This window comes from Streptomyces sp. NPDC021096 (assembly GCF_040641275.1).
Lineage (GTDB): Bacteria > Actinomycetota > Actinomycetes > Streptomycetales > Streptomycetaceae > Streptomyces.
In genome coordinates, this window is record NZ_JBFADG010000001.1 from 726,918 (window position 1) to 741,392 (window position 14,475).

Genomic DNA, 14,475 nt, shown 5'->3' on the forward strand with positions numbered 1-14,475 from the left:
CACGGGTGTGCGGTGTCGCCCCAGAATCGGCGACCTGCCCGCAGCACGAGAGGCGCACCTCCCATGCACGACTCCGACGGCGCACCCGCACGCCGTTTCGGCCTCCCCACCGCCATCACCCTGGTCATGGGGAACATCATCGGCGGCGGCATCTTCATGCTGCCCGCCTCGGTCGCCCCCTACGGCACGGTCAGCCTGGTGGCGTTCGGGGTCCTGACGATCGGCGCGATCGCGCTGGCCCTCGTCTTCGGCCGTCTCGCCGGACGCTTCCCGCGTACCGGTGGCCCGTATGTCTATGCACGCGAGGCGTTCGGTGACTTCGCCGGATTCCTGTCCGCCTGGTCCTACTGGACGATGACGTGGGTGAGCAACGCCGCCCTCGCCGTCGCCGGCGTGGGCTACCTCCATGTGCTCACCGGGGGCAAGGAGTCCAAGGGGCTGGACCTGGTCCTGGCCCTGGCGCTGCTGTGGCTGCCCGCGCTGGCGAACCTCGCCGGCACCCGCTGGGTGGGCGCGGTGCAGATGATCTCCACGGTGCTGAAGTTCCTGCCCATGCTCTTCGTGGCGGTCGTCGGCCTCTTCTTCTTCGACCCGGACAACCTGGGTCCCTTCACCACCGGCGGCGGCAACTGGACCGGCGGTCTGACCGCCTCCGCCGCGATCCTGCTCTACAGCTATGTCGGTGTGGAGTCGGCCGCGATCAGCGCCGGCGAGGTCCGTGACCCCGAGCGCAACGTCAGCCGCGCGAGCGTCATCGGCACCATCGGCGCGGCCGTGGTCTACCTGCTCGGCACGGTCTCCGTCTTCGGCACCGTCGCCCACGACAAGCTGGTGGACTCCACCGCCCCCTTCTCCGACGCCGTCAACGCGATGTTCGGCGGCACCTGGGGCGGCACGCTGATCGCGCTCGCCGCCGTGATCTCCATTACCGGAGCGCTCAACGGCTGGACGCTGATGAGCGCCCAGATGCCCTACGCGGCGGCCAAGGACGGGCTGTTCCCCGCCATGTTCGCGATCAAGCGGCGCGGCGTGCCGACGGCCGGTGTGATCGCCGCCGCCGTGCTCGCCTCGGTGCTGACGATCGTCAACTACACGGTCGGCGTGAGCGGGGTCTTCGAGATCCTGGTCCTGATCACCACGTTCTCCGCCACCGTCCCCTACCTGCTGGCCACCGCCGCACAGGTGTACTTCCTGCTCACGGGGGCGCGCGACAAGGTCCACCCCGGCCGCATGACGCGCGACATGATCCTGGCCCTCGGCGGCTTCGCCTTCTCCTTCTGGCTGGTGGCGGGCGCCGGGTACGCGGCGGTCTACCAGGGCGTGCTGTTCCTCTTCGCCGGCATCCTCGTCTACGTGTGGATGGCGGCCCGCCGCAAGGCGGGGGAGCCGGCCGAGGAGGCCGTCGCTCCCCAGGCCGTGAAGACGGAGGCCGCCGAGCCGGAGCTCGTCGGCTGAAGCAGTCGCTGAACGTGGCCCGGCGGACGTCCTCGGACGCCCGCCGGGCCACAGCCGTTTCCGGCGGCCTTCTGCGTCTCAGGCCGTGATGCCCCCGTCGAGTACGAGCTCGGTGCCGACCGCGTAACCGGCCTCGTCGGAGGCCAGGTACAGCACGGCCGCCGCGATCTCCTCGGGGGTACCCGCCCGCCCCGCCGGCACCTCCCGGCCCATGCGCTCGGCCTTGTCCTCGGCGGACTCGCCGGGACGGGAGGACATCTGGGTCTCGACGGGCCCGGGGCTCACGGCGTTGATCCGCACACCGTCCCCGATGTGGTCCAGGGCGGCGCCGCGCGTCAGGGCGGAGGCGGCGGCCTTGCTGGCGGCGTACGCGCTCAGGCTCGGCAGCCGCTTGTGGGCGCCGAGGTTGGACGAGATGTTCACGATGGCGCCGCCGCCGTTGGCCCGCATGTGACCGATCTCGTGCTTCATCGACAGCCACAGGCCGGTCAGGTTGGTGGCCATCAGCGTGTCCCAGTGGTCCTCGGGGATGTCCGCGAGCTTCGTCGGCGGTATGAACGTACCGACGTTGTTGACGGCGACGTCCAGCCCGCCGTAGCGCGCCACGGTCTGCCCGACCAGGGCCTCGACGTCCTCGGAACGGCTCACGTCGGCGGTGAGGGAGGTGGCCTCGCCGCCCTCGGCCTCGACGAGGGAGACGGTCTCCTCCAGCGGCTCCGGGCGCCGCCCCGCGACCACGACCCGGGCACCCTCGCGGGCGAAGGCGAGCGCGATGGCCCGGCCGATGCCGGTGCCGCCGCCGGTGACGAGGACGGTGCGGCCGGTGAAGCGTGCGGTCATGGTGACTACTCCTCAACGAAGAAGCTCTGTGAGAGCTGTACGAGAGCTATTCGAGAATGATCGGTCTTGAATGAGGGCGTGCGGGTGCCGCCCCGGGGGTGGGGCGGCGAGGGGTCGGTCAGTCCAGCAGGGCCAGCGCCTGGTCGGCGGCGTCGCGCAGCAGACCGGCCGAGGGGTTCACCTTGCCGATCACCCGCAGCCCCTGCAGGAGCACCAGCAGCATGCGGGCCAGCGCGACCGGGTCGCGGTCCGCGGGGAGTTCACCCTGGGCCGCGGCCCGCATGAGGGCCGAGGTCAGCGCCGTCTCCAGGGAGGACCAGCTCTGCTCGACCCGGCGTGCGGTGTCCGCGTCGTGCGCGCCGAGTTCCACGGCGGTGTTCGTCACGAAACACCCGCGCCGCAGGTCGTCGCAGGCGGCCTCCTCCGCGAAGCGGCGCACCAGCGCCCGCACCGCGGGCAGGGCGGGCCCCGGCTGCGACAGCTCCTCGACGATGGGCGGACCGTGCTGCTCGCCGTAGCGCTCGAGGGCCTTCAGGTAGAGCTCGCGCTTGCTGCCGAACGTGCCGTACAGGCTCGCCCGGGCGATGCCGAGGTGTGCCACGAGGTCCGCCATCGACGTCGCCTCGTAGCCGCGCTGCCAGAACAGCTCCAGGGCTGACTGCAGGGCGGCGTCCGGATCGAATTCCTTGGTCCTGGCCACGTCGATGATCTTAGGGGTATCTGGAACGTTCGGTCAATAAAGCGGTCTCGTAGCCTTGCGGTAGTCCGGAGAGGGGAGAGGGGACGCATGGCGCGGTACGAGGGGCAAGGACGGCTGGACCTCAGGGGCAGGGGCCTGGACCGGTGGCCGGCGCCGCCGGGCGGTCTGGACGGGGTGACCGAACTCCACCTGGACGGCAACGCCTTCACGGCCGTTCCGGAAGCGCTGCGCACCGCGGGCGACCTGCGGTTGCTGAGCCTGTACCGCAACCGGCTGGAGTCCGTACCGCCCTGGATCAGGAACCTGAGCGGCTTGCGGAGCCTCAACCTGGCGGCCAACAGGCTCACGACCCTGCCGGAGGAGATCACGGACCTACCGGGCCTGCACACGCTGGACCTGGGCCACAACGACCTCACGGCCGTACCCGAATCCCTGGACCGCCTCACGGGCCTCGACTGCTACCTCTACCTCAGCAACAACCGCCTCACGACGGTCCCGTCCACGCTGTGCCGCCTCACGCGCCTGCGCTACCTGAACATCACGGACAACCGCCTGACGGAACTCCCGCAGGATCTCGGCGCCCTGGCCGCCCTCCGTGAACTCCGCCTGTACAACAACCGCCTCCGCACCCTTCCGGAATCCCTGGGCCGCCTGGGCGAACTCCGCGAAGCGCACCTGATGGGCAACGCCCTCACGGCCTTGCCCGAATCCCTGGGCAGCCTGAAGGCCCTGCGCGAACTGCGCCTCATGGACAACGCCCTGCGACACCTCCCCCGCTCCACCGGCCACCTGAGGCGCCTACGCCTCCTGGACCTGCGCAACAACCACCTGACGGAACTCCCGGAATCCCTCTCGACCCTCCCCGAACTGACCCACCTCGACCTCCGCAACAACCACCTGACCGAACTCCCCGAGTCCCTGTCCCAACTCCCCTCCCTGGAGAAGCTGGACCTCCGGTGGAACCCGATCGCGAGCTGGCCCGTATGGCTGTCCGCGCTGGAGCACCGGGGCTGCGCGGTGCTGTGCTGAGGAAGGAGTCAGGCGGCTTCGCTGGGGCTGCCTCCGTAGTGCCATTCGATGAGTTCGGGGTGCCATTCGAGGAGCAGGATGGTGGCGTCGTCGCTGAGGGCGTTGCCGTGGTAGTCGAGGATCGCGTGGATGAGCAGCCGCAGGACCTCGGAGGGCTGCTGGCCGGCGGCGGAGGAGCGGATGATGAAGTCGGTGAAGCGGTCCAGGCCGAACGCCTCGCCGTCGTTGCCGCGGGCCTCGGTGACGCCGTCGGTGTACAGCAGCACCCGGTCACCGGGTTCCAGCGTGGTGGTGTGCACCTCGCGGCGGGTGGGTCCCAGCTGGAACGGCAGTCCCATCGGCGGCTGAGGGGGGCTCTCCAGGGCGTGTTCCAGTACGGCTTCATCGCGGATGAGCAGGGGAGGCGGGTGACCGCAGTTGCACCACCGCAGCACGCCGGTGTCCACGTCCAGCTGGCACACCACGCCCGTGCAGAACTGATCGGGAAGCCACTCGGCGAGCGTCCGGTCCACCACCTCGATCATGTTCGGCAGGTCGGCGCCGGAGCGGCGGCCGTTGCGGCAGCCGGCCATCACCACGGAGGTGGTCAGTCCCGAGGCGAGGTCGTGGCCCATCGCGTCGAAGATGCTGGCGTGCAGGATGTTCTTGCTCACCGAGTGGTCGAAGGCGTCCCCGCCGAGCTCGTAGGCGGGTTCCAGCACGGCGGTGGAGATCACGCCGGTGCGGCCGACACTGCGGGGCGGCAGGAAGGCACGCAGCATCTCGGTGGGCAGATCCATGCCCTGCGTGCGGATGCGGGCGACGAACCAGTCGCTGTAGGTGCGCTTGGAGGTGACCACCAGGGACAGGACCCGCGCCAGCATCCGGCACCGGCGCAGCCGCGTCCCGTCCAGCACCGCGGCCCGTATGCCCAGCACGCCGAGCCGCTCCGCGCCGTCCACCATCGGCAGCCACACCACCACGCCCTCACGGGACTCGTGGACCCGCAGTGACAGGGTGCGGTAGGCCCAGCCTGCCTCACTGGAGTCCACCGGCAGCCGTTCGGTCTGGTCTTCGAGGGGGATGAGCAGATGCTGCTGGAGGTCGACGAGATAGATCGCGGCGCTGTCCAGGCCGAGTGCCCGGGCACACCGGTTCACCAGTCCGGGCAGCCGGTAGGGGACGATCGCATTGGCCTCGGCGAGCAGCCGTTCCAGCATCTGCTCGTCCGCCCCGGTGGTGGCCGCCCGGTCGTCCCTTTCGGCCATCACACCACCTCCGCCACCTCAGTCTCGCATCGATCCGCCCGAGTCTCATTCCGGGCATTCCGGGCGGAAAGCGGCGGCGCTCGCCGGTGGACACCCGCCTTGCGAGGGGGGACGGCCCGCCGGACACTGGGCGATCTACCAACCCCCCACAAATCGGTCAAAAAATTGGTACCTATAGTATCGCGGGTGTCGCGAATAGACTGCAGAAGCAAAGCCGCCGCGTGGCGACAACCACGGACGATCCTGTGGGCCACGGCGGGTGTGGTGACCCTCGGGTTCCTCGTCACGCTGGAGATCGCCGCGCGTCGCTACGCCGGCGTGCCAGGGCCGCTGACCACCCAGGCGCGAGAGGTGATCTTCGCCCCCAAACCGGGGCCGCTGTACGGCGGTCTGGCGCTGATGATGGTGGTGCTCACCTGGCGGCAACGCTTCATCGCGGCCGGCGCGGCGATCGGCATCGACGTCGTCTTCGTGCTGGTGCGGTGGGCGGTCGACGCCAAGGTGGACGCCGACCACTTCTTCGGCAACGGCGCGTTGTGGGTGATGCTGGGCTGTGCGGTCATCGCCGTCACGCGCCGCACCGGCCAGGAACGCGTCCTGCTGCTGAAGGCCGTCGGCCTGGGCCTGCTGCTGGTGGCCGGCCGCAAGACGGGCGACACCTGGCTGCTCATCACGGCGAAGACCCGCCCGGAGGTGCTCGACCCGTACCTGGCGACCGCCGATCACGCGCTGGGCAACCCGTCGTGGGTGGCGGGCCAGATCCTCAAGGCCACCGGCCCGATCACCACCCATACGCTCGACCTGGTCTACGCCCAGCTCGCGGTGGCCGCGATCGCCGTCGCGCTGTACCAGCTGCGCAACGTGGCGGCCGAGCGCCGCTTCCCGAGCCACCACCTGGTGCGCACCTTCCTGGTGATCGGCCTCCTCGGACCGGCCGTCTACATGATCTTCCCGGTCGTCGGCCCGATCTTCGCCTACGGCCCGGGCACCTCCGGCACTGGCGGCGTGCAGTGGGCGGTGGCCAACCTGTGGCCCAACACGCCGCCGCCGATCAGCATCCCGCACCCGGTGCCGTACGACGCGATCACCCCTCGCAACTGCATGCCCAGCCTGCACACGGCGTGGGCCACCACGATCTTCATCCACTCCCGCAAGGGCCCAAGACTTCTGCGATACGCCGGCACGTTCTGGCTGGTCGCCACCCTCAGCGCAACGCTGGGCTTCGGCTACCACTACGGCGTGGACCTCGTCGCCGGCGTGGTGTTCGCGCTCACGGTCGAGGCAGCCATGCGCGCACTCGACCGCGGCTGGGACCGGTCCGCGACCCAGCTGATCGCCTACGGCGCAACGGTCTTCGCCGCACTCTTGGCGTGCTACCGCTACCTGCCGGTGGAGATGGCCACGCATCCGTGGGTGTTCGGACCGCTTCTCCTTCTGGCGATGAGCTCGGTGATCTACGGCTACGTACGGACCACCAAACTGTGGGAACGGGACCCGAAGAAGACCGCCCCGGTGCGGCAAGTGGAACCGCAACTCGAACTGGTCTGAGTCCCAGCGCCCCCGCCTCACCCCCTCCCATTACCTGTCCGGTAATCGCCCACCCACCCCCCGTCCCGGCACAGTGAGTGCAGCGCCTCCCGGACCCGCGCACTCGGGTCCGGGGAGCGCGGGGCCGGGTTGCCGGCCGGTTCTGTTGATGTTGGGTTGAGGGGAGATTGTCATGTCGCAGTCGCAGTACGAGAGCGCCGTTAACCGTTACTTCGAGGCCTGGAACGCCGTGGATGCCGAGGCGCGGGGCAAGGCTGTCGCCGCTGCTTGGAGTGAGGACGGGAGCTACACCGACCCGCTGGCCGATGTGCGGGGGCACGAGCAGGTCGGTGCTGTCATCGCCGCGGCGCGGGAGCAGTTTCCTGGGTTTGAGTTCCGGCTGAGCGGGGTCGTCGACGGGCACCACGACACGGCGCGCTTCTCGTGGGAGCTGGTGTCGGTGGCCGACGGGGCCGCGCCGGTCGCCGGGTCGGATGTGATCACGCTGGCCGAGGACGGCCGGATCCGGTCCGTCCTCGGCTTCCTCGACCGGGTGCCCGCTACGGCGTGAAGCCCTGCCTCAGGGCGGCGGCCGTCTCCGGATCGGCGGGGAGGAAGGTCTCCAGGGCCAGTTCGGAGACGGTCACGTCCATGGGGGTGTTGAAGGTCGCGATGGTGGACGTGAACGACAGGGTGCGGCCCGCGTGTTCGATCACCATCGGCAGGGCGAAGGGAAGTCCCGTTCCCTCGCCCGTCGACATCTCGATCTGGGCAGTGCCGCCTTCGGGCATCGGGTAGGCGCTGACCTCGTCGTAGAGGGCGCGCAGCGGGGTGGAGCGCATCAGGGCCAGCTGGCGCTCCATTTGGTGGAGCAGATGGCCGCGCCACTCGCGGAAGTTGAGGATGCGAGGGGCGAGGCCCTGCGGGTGCAGGGTGATCCGCATGGCGTTGAGCGGGGGAGTGCGCAGGTGGTCCGCTATGCCCTCCATCAGCATGGCGATGCCGCTGTTCGCGGCCAGCACCCGGTAGGTGCCGTCCACGACCAGCGCGGGGAACGGCTCGTAGCCCTTCAGCAGCCGCTCCAGCCCCTCCCGTAGCCCGTCCAGCGCCGGGTCGTCCAGGGGCCGCTCGGGGTAGTGCGGGGCGTAACCGGCCGCGATGAGCAGGGCGTTGCGCTCCCGGACGGGTACGTCGAGGTGGTCCGCGAGGCGCAGCACCATCTCCTGGCTCGGCCGGGAGCGGCCCGTTTCGATGAAGCTGATGTGCCGGGCGGAGGAGTCGGCGCGCAGCGCCAGTTCCAGCTGGCTGATCCGCCGCCGGTCCCGCCATTCGCGCAGCAGCGCGCCCACGCCCACGCCCGTGTCCGGGGCAACCGCAACAGTCGTCATGGTCCGACCGTAACCCGTGCGTTCGCGAGGGTTACCCCAGATCGAAGGCGTTGCGCAGCCCGAGCCGGTGACGCAGGTCGTCCTGCCGCCGGAACCCCTCGAGTTCGGGTGCCCGGTACAGGGGTGTGATCGTGCACCGCTCGGCGCGGGAGCCCGCCTCGTCCAGCAGGGCGTTGACCGCCGCGCGGGCCGAGGCGTTGGCGCCCTCCATGGTGGCCAGGTCGATGTCGACGGCCACGTAGTCGCCGGAGAGGAAGAGGTTGGGGATCGCGGTCCGGGCCTCGGGGCGGTTGTACCAGGTGCCGGTGGGGTGGATGAACAACTGCTCGTCGTTGCTGGCGTGCGTGCCGCCGAGTTCGACGGCCGGGTCCAGGAACCAGGAGTGCAGCTTCGCGTCGCTGAGCACCGTGCGCCCGGTGTCGTTGAGACCCGCCTTCATCTGCGCCCACACCTCGCGGGCGACCTCCTCGCGGGTGCACTGCTTGGCGGTCTTGCCGTAGAGGATGCCGGGCCGGTCCCATTCGGAGACGTCGACCGACAGGCAGTCCGCCACCGTGCCGTCGCCGTAGTCGCGCCGGAAGTCGCGTCCGGGCCAGTACTGGGCCTGGCCCACGGAGGTGATCGACCAGGGCGAGTCGATGTGGTTGATGTGGCCGTGAATGATCGGCGTGGGCTCGGTGAGATAGAACTGGATGCCCGTCATCCAGTCCGTCCGCAGCTTGTCGCAGCGCGCCAGCCGTGGGTCCGCAGCCCGGACCTGTGCGTTCCAGGTCGTACGGGCGTGCTCGACCGGCATCGCGGAGACGAAGTGGTCGGCGGTCACCGACTGCCGTGCCCCGCTGGCGTCCTGCAGCACGGCCTCGGTGATCCGTCCGCCGGCGAGCCGCAGGTCGCGTACGCCCCAGCCGGTGCGGAACTCCACGCCGAGCGACCGCAGATGGGTGATCCAGGGGTTGATCCACGCCTCGTTGGTGGGGGCGTTGAGGACCCGGTCCGGCTCGCCGTCGGCGCCCCGGCCCATCGCGTTGAACAGGAACGCCTCGATGCAGGTGGCGACGGTCTTGGTGCTGGCGACCTCGGCCTTGGTCGCGACGATGTTGCGGGTGATCCCGACGGCCAGCAGCTGCCGGTAGTTCGCCGACATCCGGGCGGCCTTGGTGTACTCGAACCACGGCACGCGCTCCCACTCCTGCGTCCGCCGCCGCTCGCTGCTGGTGAACCAGACCAGCAGCCGTCCCGCGAAGTAGGCGATCTCATGGGCGGGCAGCCGGGCGAAGGTCTCGAAGAAGGCCGTCAGCATGCGCAGGAACGCGTCCGGCGTGAGCACGGGCGGCGCCTTGCCGATGCTCGCGAACGGTATCCGGATGTCCTCGCGCCCGCCCGTGCGGGCCAGCATCACCTCGCTGGAGGCCACGAGGTTGTCGTGGCAGCCGTTCGCGTTGCCGGGGAAGGGGATGCGGCGCAGGGTGTCGGGCAGGTTCCGGTAGAAGCCGGGGATGAAGCGGAAGCCGTGCTCGCCGGGGAGCGGCCGGCGGCCGCCCTTCGCGCTGCCCGGTACGTCCATGCTGCGCGCCTTGCCGCCGAGGGCGGACTTGCGTTCGTACACCGTCACCTGGAAGCCGCGCTCGGCCAGTTCGTGCGCGGCCGTGAGCCCGGCGACGCCGCCGCCGAGCACCGCGACGGTGCGTCCGCCGGTGCGCCGGCGCGGCTGTGCGTGGGCCGTGCCGCCGAGTACGGCTGTGGCGCCGAGCGCCGTCGCCCCGCCGAGCGTCGCCGTCGCGGCGACGGCACCCGCGCCGCCCAGGAACCCTCTGCGTGTGCTGCCTGCGGGATCCACCATGGCCACAGCCCCTAACCGCCGGTAACTTGTCATGCCCGGCGCAGGAGCATAGGTGGGTCCTCCTCGACCCGGAAGGCGGGCGGGGTCTCCTCCGCGCCGTCGGCCGTACATTGGCGCGAAAGCGCTGCCGCCCCATGGGACGCTTGCATCACCGCCGACTCGCGGTGGGAACGAAGACGGGGCGAAGACGCGACGAAGGGATGCGCGATGGCAGTCGAACCGCTCTCGCAGAAGGACGTGGAGGAGCACCTCCAGGAACTGCCCGGCTGGACCACGGACGGCGACCGGATCACGCGCACGTACTCCTTCGGCGGCCACTTCCAGGCGGCGGCGATGGTGATCCACATCGCGCAGCTCCAGGAGGAGCTCAACCACCACTCCGACCTGACCCTGGGCTACAACACCGTCTCCCTCGCCGTGAACACGCACAGCGTCGGCGGCAAGGTCACCGGCCTGGACGTGGAGCTGGCCCGCCGCGTCGAGGCGATCGCGCCCGGGCACGGGGCGCGCTGACGCACGGCGGCCCCGGGACGGTACGTCCGTCCCGGGGCCGCAGGGGTGGCCGGCGGATCAGTTGAAGTCGAACTCGGCCGGGTCCGGGCCCAGCCGGGTGCCGTTGTCCAGGCCGGCGATCGCCGCGAGGTCGTCGGCGTCCAGCGCGAAGCCGAAGACGTCGATGTTCTCCCGGATACGGGAGGGGGTCACCGACTTCGGGATGGCCACGTTGCCCAGCTCCACGTGCCAGCGCAGTACGACCTGGGCGGCAGTCCTGCCGTGCTTGGCGGCGATGCGGGCGAGCGTCGGGTCCTCCAGCAGGCCCCGGCCCTGGCCCAGCGGGGACCACGCCTCCGTGACGATGCCGTGCCGCGCGTGGAGGGCGCGGAGCTCGGCCTGCGCGAAGTTGGGGTGCAGCTCGATCTGGTTGACCGCGGGGACGACCGAGGTCTCGGCGATGACCCGCTCGAGCTGCTCGGGCTGGAAGTTCGAGACGCCGATGGCCTTGGCGCGGCCGCTCGCGGCGATCTCCACGAAGGTGCGGTAGATCGTCAGGTAGTCGTCGCGCATGGCCCGGGGCCAGTGGATGAGGTACAGGTCGACGTAGTCGAGCCCGAGCTTGTCGAGCGAGGCGTCGAACTCCCGCAGGACGCTCTCGCGCGTCCAGGTTTCGGAGGCGCTGTTCCACAGCTTCGTGGTGACGAACAGTTCGTCACGGGCGATGTCCGAGGCGGTCAGCCCCTTGCCCGTGCCCCGCTCGTTCTCGTAGATCGCGGCCGTGTCGATGCTGCGGTACCCCGCTTCGAGGGCGGTCGCGACGGCGGTGGCGGCCTCGCCGTCCGGGACCTGCCACACGCCGAAGCCGATCTGCGGCATCTCGACGCCGTTGTTGAGGGTGATGGTGGGGACCTTGCTCACGAGCAATCGATCCTTACGTCCGTCGGGTAGCACTTACCCCATGGTCAACCGGCACGTTCCGGATCGCATTCCCGATACACCTATTTTTCTGGCGCCGGGGACTTACGGGCCAGGTCAGGTGGCGTAGAGCGCTTCGACTTCCATGGCATAGGCCTTCTCGATCGCCTTCCGCTTGAGCTTCAGCGTGGGCGTCAGCAGCCCTTGGTCCTCGGTGAACCGGTTCGCCAGGATGCGGAACGTGCGTATCGACTCGGCCTGTGAGACGAGTGTATTGGCGGCCACCACGGCCCGCCTGATCTCGGCCTCGAGCTCCGGGTCGTGCACCAGTTCGGACGGTGGCGGCAGGGGCTTGTCGCGCAGGGCCATCCAGTGCGCCACCGCCTCCTGGTCGAGCGTCACGAGGGCCGCGACATAAGGGCGGTCGTTGCCGACCACGAGGCACTGGGCGACCAGCGGATTGGCCCTGACCCGCTCCTCCAGCGCGTGCGGCGAGACGCTCTTGCCGCCGGAGGTCACCAGGATCTCCTTCTTCCGCCCGGTGATCGTCAGATAGCCCTCCTCGTCCAGCGCGCCCAGGTCACCGGTGGCCAGCCAGCCGTCGCGCAGGACGGCGTCCGTGGCGCGCCGGTCACCCAGATAGCCGGAGAACACCTGACCGCCGCTCAGCCAGATCTCTCCGTCGTCGGCTATGTGCACGCTCGTGCCGGGAACGGGCCGGCCCACGGTGCCGAAGCGGGTGCGCTCGGGCGGGTTGGCGACGGCGGCACCCGTGGTCTCGGTCAGCCCGTACCCCTCGAACACGGTGATGCCCGCGCCCGCGAAGAACAGCCCCAGGTCCCGCTCCATCGCCGAGCCGCCCGACATCGCGTACCGCACCCGACCGCCGAGCGCCTCGCGGATCCGGGCGTAGACCAGCTTGTCGAAGACCTGGTGCTGTACGCGCAGCGTGGTGCCGGGGCCCGGGCCCAGGCCGAAGGCCTTGTCCTCCAGCGCCTGCGCGTACCGCACCGCGACGTCGACGGCCTTCTCGAACGGCCTGCCCCTGCCCTCCAGCTCGGCCGTGCGCCGGGCCGAGGCGAACAAACCCTCGAACACATAGGGAACGGCGAGCACGAACGTCGGCCGGAACGACTGCAGCGCGGGCAGCAGCGCGGTCGCCGACAGCTGCGGCTGATGCCCCAGCTTGACCCGGCCGCGCACCGCCGCGACCTGCACCATCCGGCCGAAGACATGGGCGAGGGGGAGGAAGAGGAGGGTGGAGGCCTCATCACCGGGGCGGGAACGGAAGACCTGCTCGTAGCGGCGCAGGACGTTGTCGGCCTCGGCCATGAAGTTGGCGTGCGTGAGCACACAGCCCCGGGGGCGGCCCGTGGTGCCGGAGGTGTAGATGACGGTCGCCGGGGAATCCGGGGTGACGGCCATGCGGTGCCGGTGCACGACCTCGTCCGCGATGCGCGTCCCGGCGCCGGTGAGCTCGCCGAGCGCGCCCGCGTCCAGCTGCCAGAGGCGGACGAGGCGCGGCAGCCGGTCGATGACCGAACCGATGGTCATCGCGTGGTCCTCGTGCTCGACGACGCAGGCCGAGACGTCCGCGTCGTGCAGCATGCCGAAGACCTGCTCGGTGGAGGACGTCGGGTACAGCGGTACGGGCTGGGCGCCGATGCACCACAGCGCGAAGTCGAACAGCGTCCACTCGTACCGGGTGCGGGACATGACGGCGACCCGGTCGCCGAACCGGACCCCCTGGGCGATCAGGCCCTTGGCCAGCGCCAGGACCTCGTCCCGGAAGGCGCCCGCGGTCACCTCCCGCCACCGGCCGTCCTGCGTCGGGCGGCCCAGCGCGACTCTGTCGGGGTCGTCGGCGGCATGATCGAACACGACGTCCGCCAGTCCTCCGACGTGGGGCGCCGTCACCAGGGAAGGGACGGTGAACTCGCGCAACCTCTCGCTCCTCGCGACGCTCCGCACAGCGCCGTGACCGTACCCGATCCCGTCCCGCCCCGAACCCCTTCGACCGGCCTCGTCTCGTCTGATGGACGGGGTCCGACCGGATCTGCACCGAATCTCTTCGATACCTCTTCGAGGCGTGCACGCAGTTGTTCCCCACCGTTATCCGGGACCCTGAGACCCCTGGGGCGGCTGCGCCGGGCCCGGCGACTGCAACCGGTCCCCGGCGGCCAGGATCGCCTCCGCCAGCGCCCGCGCGCTGCCGCGCGCGGTGCCGCCCCGGACCGTCCGGGTGCCGTACAACAGCACCACGTCGACGTCGCCGAGCTCCGGCAGCCCGGCGCGGGCCGGAACGCGGACGAGCCCCGGCGGGATCATGCCCTGGGCGTGCGCCATCACGCCCAGCCCGGCACCCGCGGCGGCCACCAGACCGTTGAGACTGCCGCTCGTACAGGCCACCCACCAGGGGCGGCCGTGCCGTTCGAGCACCTCGAGGGCACGGGCCCGGGTGACGGCCGGCGGCGGGAAGACCACCAGCGGCAGCGGGCGGTGGGCGTCGAGGCGCAGCCCCTCGCCGCCGATCCACACGAGCCGGTCGCGCCAGACGAGCCGCCCGTGGGGCTCGTCCGGGCGGCCCTGGCCCGGATGGCGCTTGACGAGGACGAGGTCGAGCCGCCCGGCGGCGACCTGCTCCTGGAGGGGGCCGGAGAGGTCGACGGTCAGCTCGAGGTCCACCTCAGGGTGGTCGTGCCGGAAGGCCTGCAGGATCTCGGGGAGCCTGGTCAGGACGAAGTCCTCGGAGGCCCCGAAGCGCAGCCGCCCCCGCAGCCGCGTCCCCGCGAACCAGTGCGCCGCCCGCTCGTTGGCCTCCAGGATCGTACGGGCGAAGCCGAGCATCGCCTCGCCGTCCTCGGTGAGCGTCACGCTGTGGGTGTCGCGGACGAACAACAGCCGGCCGGCCGCCTCCTCCAGCCTGCGCACCTGCTGGCTGACGGTCGACTGCCGCACGCCCAGGCGATGGGCGGCCTGGGTGAAGCTCAGGGTCTGCGAGACGGTCACGAAGGTACGGAGCTGGGTGGGGTCGAACAG

The 14,475-nt window shown here is 70.7% G+C and carries 13 protein-coding genes; 5 read left to right on the plus strand and 8 right to left on the minus strand.

The annotated features are described in order from the left end of the window. Nucleotides 1–63 precede the first annotated feature (63 nt). On the plus strand, nt 64–1,455 hold the full coding sequence (locus AB0G59_RS03360) for an amino acid permease (protein WP_360907437.1): 1,392 nt from the start codon (nt 64–66) through the stop codon (nt 1,453–1,455). A 78-nt stretch (nt 1,456–1,533) separates the two neighbouring features. Here the strand turns inward: AB0G59_RS03360 and AB0G59_RS03365 are convergent, their stop codons facing one another. Both AB0G59_RS03365 and AB0G59_RS03370 read right to left on the minus strand, forming a co-directional pair. Continuing rightward, the gene (locus tag AB0G59_RS03365) at nt 1,534–2,295 is read right to left on the minus strand and encodes a glucose 1-dehydrogenase (protein WP_360907439.1); all 762 of its coding nucleotides are present in this window, start codon (nt 2,293–2,295) and stop codon (nt 1,534–1,536) included. Between the two features lie 118 nt (nt 2,296–2,413). Next, nucleotides 2,414–2,995 (minus strand): TetR family transcriptional regulator, encoded by a 582-nt coding sequence (locus tag AB0G59_RS03370; RefSeq protein ID WP_360907441.1) that lies wholly within the window; start codon nt 2,993–2,995, stop codon nt 2,414–2,416. Between the two features lie 87 nt (nt 2,996–3,082). On the opposite strand from AB0G59_RS03370, the gene AB0G59_RS03375 reads away from it, so the two are divergent. Continuing rightward, nucleotides 3,083–4,024, plus strand: a complete 942-nt coding sequence (locus AB0G59_RS03375) for a leucine-rich repeat domain-containing protein (protein ID WP_360907443.1) — start codon at nt 3,083–3,085, stop codon at nt 4,022–4,024. An 8-nt stretch (nt 4,025–4,032) separates the two neighbouring features. On the opposite strand, the gene AB0G59_RS03380 is transcribed toward AB0G59_RS03375, so the two are convergent. Continuing rightward, nucleotides 4,033–5,271, minus strand: coding sequence for a PP2C family protein-serine/threonine phosphatase (locus AB0G59_RS03380; RefSeq protein WP_360907445.1), 1,239 nt, complete (start codon nt 5,269–5,271; stop codon nt 4,033–4,035). A gap of 240 nt (nt 5,272–5,511) precedes the next feature. On the opposite strand from AB0G59_RS03380, the gene AB0G59_RS03385 reads away from it, so the two are divergent. After that, nucleotides 5,512–6,819, plus strand: a complete 1,308-nt coding sequence (locus tag AB0G59_RS03385; RefSeq protein ID WP_360907590.1) for a phosphatase PAP2 family protein — start codon at nt 5,512–5,514, stop codon at nt 6,817–6,819. A gap of 172 nt (nt 6,820–6,991) precedes the next feature. Beyond that, nucleotides 6,992–7,369 carry a nuclear transport factor 2 family protein gene (locus AB0G59_RS03390; RefSeq protein WP_360907447.1) on the plus strand — a complete coding sequence of 126 codons (378 nt, stop codon included), beginning with the start codon at nt 6,992–6,994 and terminating at the stop codon, nt 7,367–7,369. Here AB0G59_RS03390 and AB0G59_RS03395 read toward each other — a convergent pair. Together AB0G59_RS03395 and AB0G59_RS03400 are read right to left on the minus strand one after the other, a co-directional pair. After that, complete coding sequence (locus tag AB0G59_RS03395; RefSeq protein WP_360907449.1) at nt 7,359–8,186, minus strand: helix-turn-helix transcriptional regulator; 828 nt, start codon at nt 8,184–8,186, stop codon at nt 7,359–7,361. The genes AB0G59_RS03390 and AB0G59_RS03395 overlap by 11 nt on opposite strands. Nucleotides 8,187–8,217: 31 nt before the next feature. Next, complete coding sequence (locus AB0G59_RS03400; protein WP_360907451.1) at nt 8,218–10,026, minus strand: FAD-dependent oxidoreductase; 1,809 nt, start codon at nt 10,024–10,026, stop codon at nt 8,218–8,220. Between the two features lie 207 nt (nt 10,027–10,233). Between AB0G59_RS03400 and AB0G59_RS03405 the strand changes: the two genes are divergently transcribed. Next, nucleotides 10,234–10,539: a 4a-hydroxytetrahydrobiopterin dehydratase gene (locus AB0G59_RS03405; RefSeq protein WP_360907452.1), complete on the plus strand. Its 306-nt coding sequence runs from the start codon at nt 10,234–10,236 to the stop codon at nt 10,537–10,539. 57 nt (nt 10,540–10,596) lie between these two features. On the opposite strand, the gene AB0G59_RS03410 is transcribed toward AB0G59_RS03405, so the two are convergent. From AB0G59_RS03410 to AB0G59_RS03420, 3 genes are all read right to left on the minus strand, one after another. Next, complete coding sequence (locus AB0G59_RS03410) at nt 10,597–11,439, minus strand: aldo/keto reductase (protein ID WP_360907453.1); 843 nt, start codon at nt 11,437–11,439, stop codon at nt 10,597–10,599. 114 nt (nt 11,440–11,553) lie between these two features. After that, a complete protein-coding gene (locus AB0G59_RS03415; RefSeq protein WP_360907455.1) occupies nt 11,554–13,380 on the minus strand; it encodes an AMP-dependent synthetase/ligase in 1,827 nt (608 codons plus the stop codon). A 168-nt stretch (nt 13,381–13,548) separates the two neighbouring features. Then, the gene (locus AB0G59_RS03420) at nt 13,549–14,475 is read right to left on the minus strand and encodes a LysR family transcriptional regulator (protein ID WP_360907592.1); all 927 of its coding nucleotides are present in this window, start codon (nt 14,473–14,475) and stop codon (nt 13,549–13,551) included.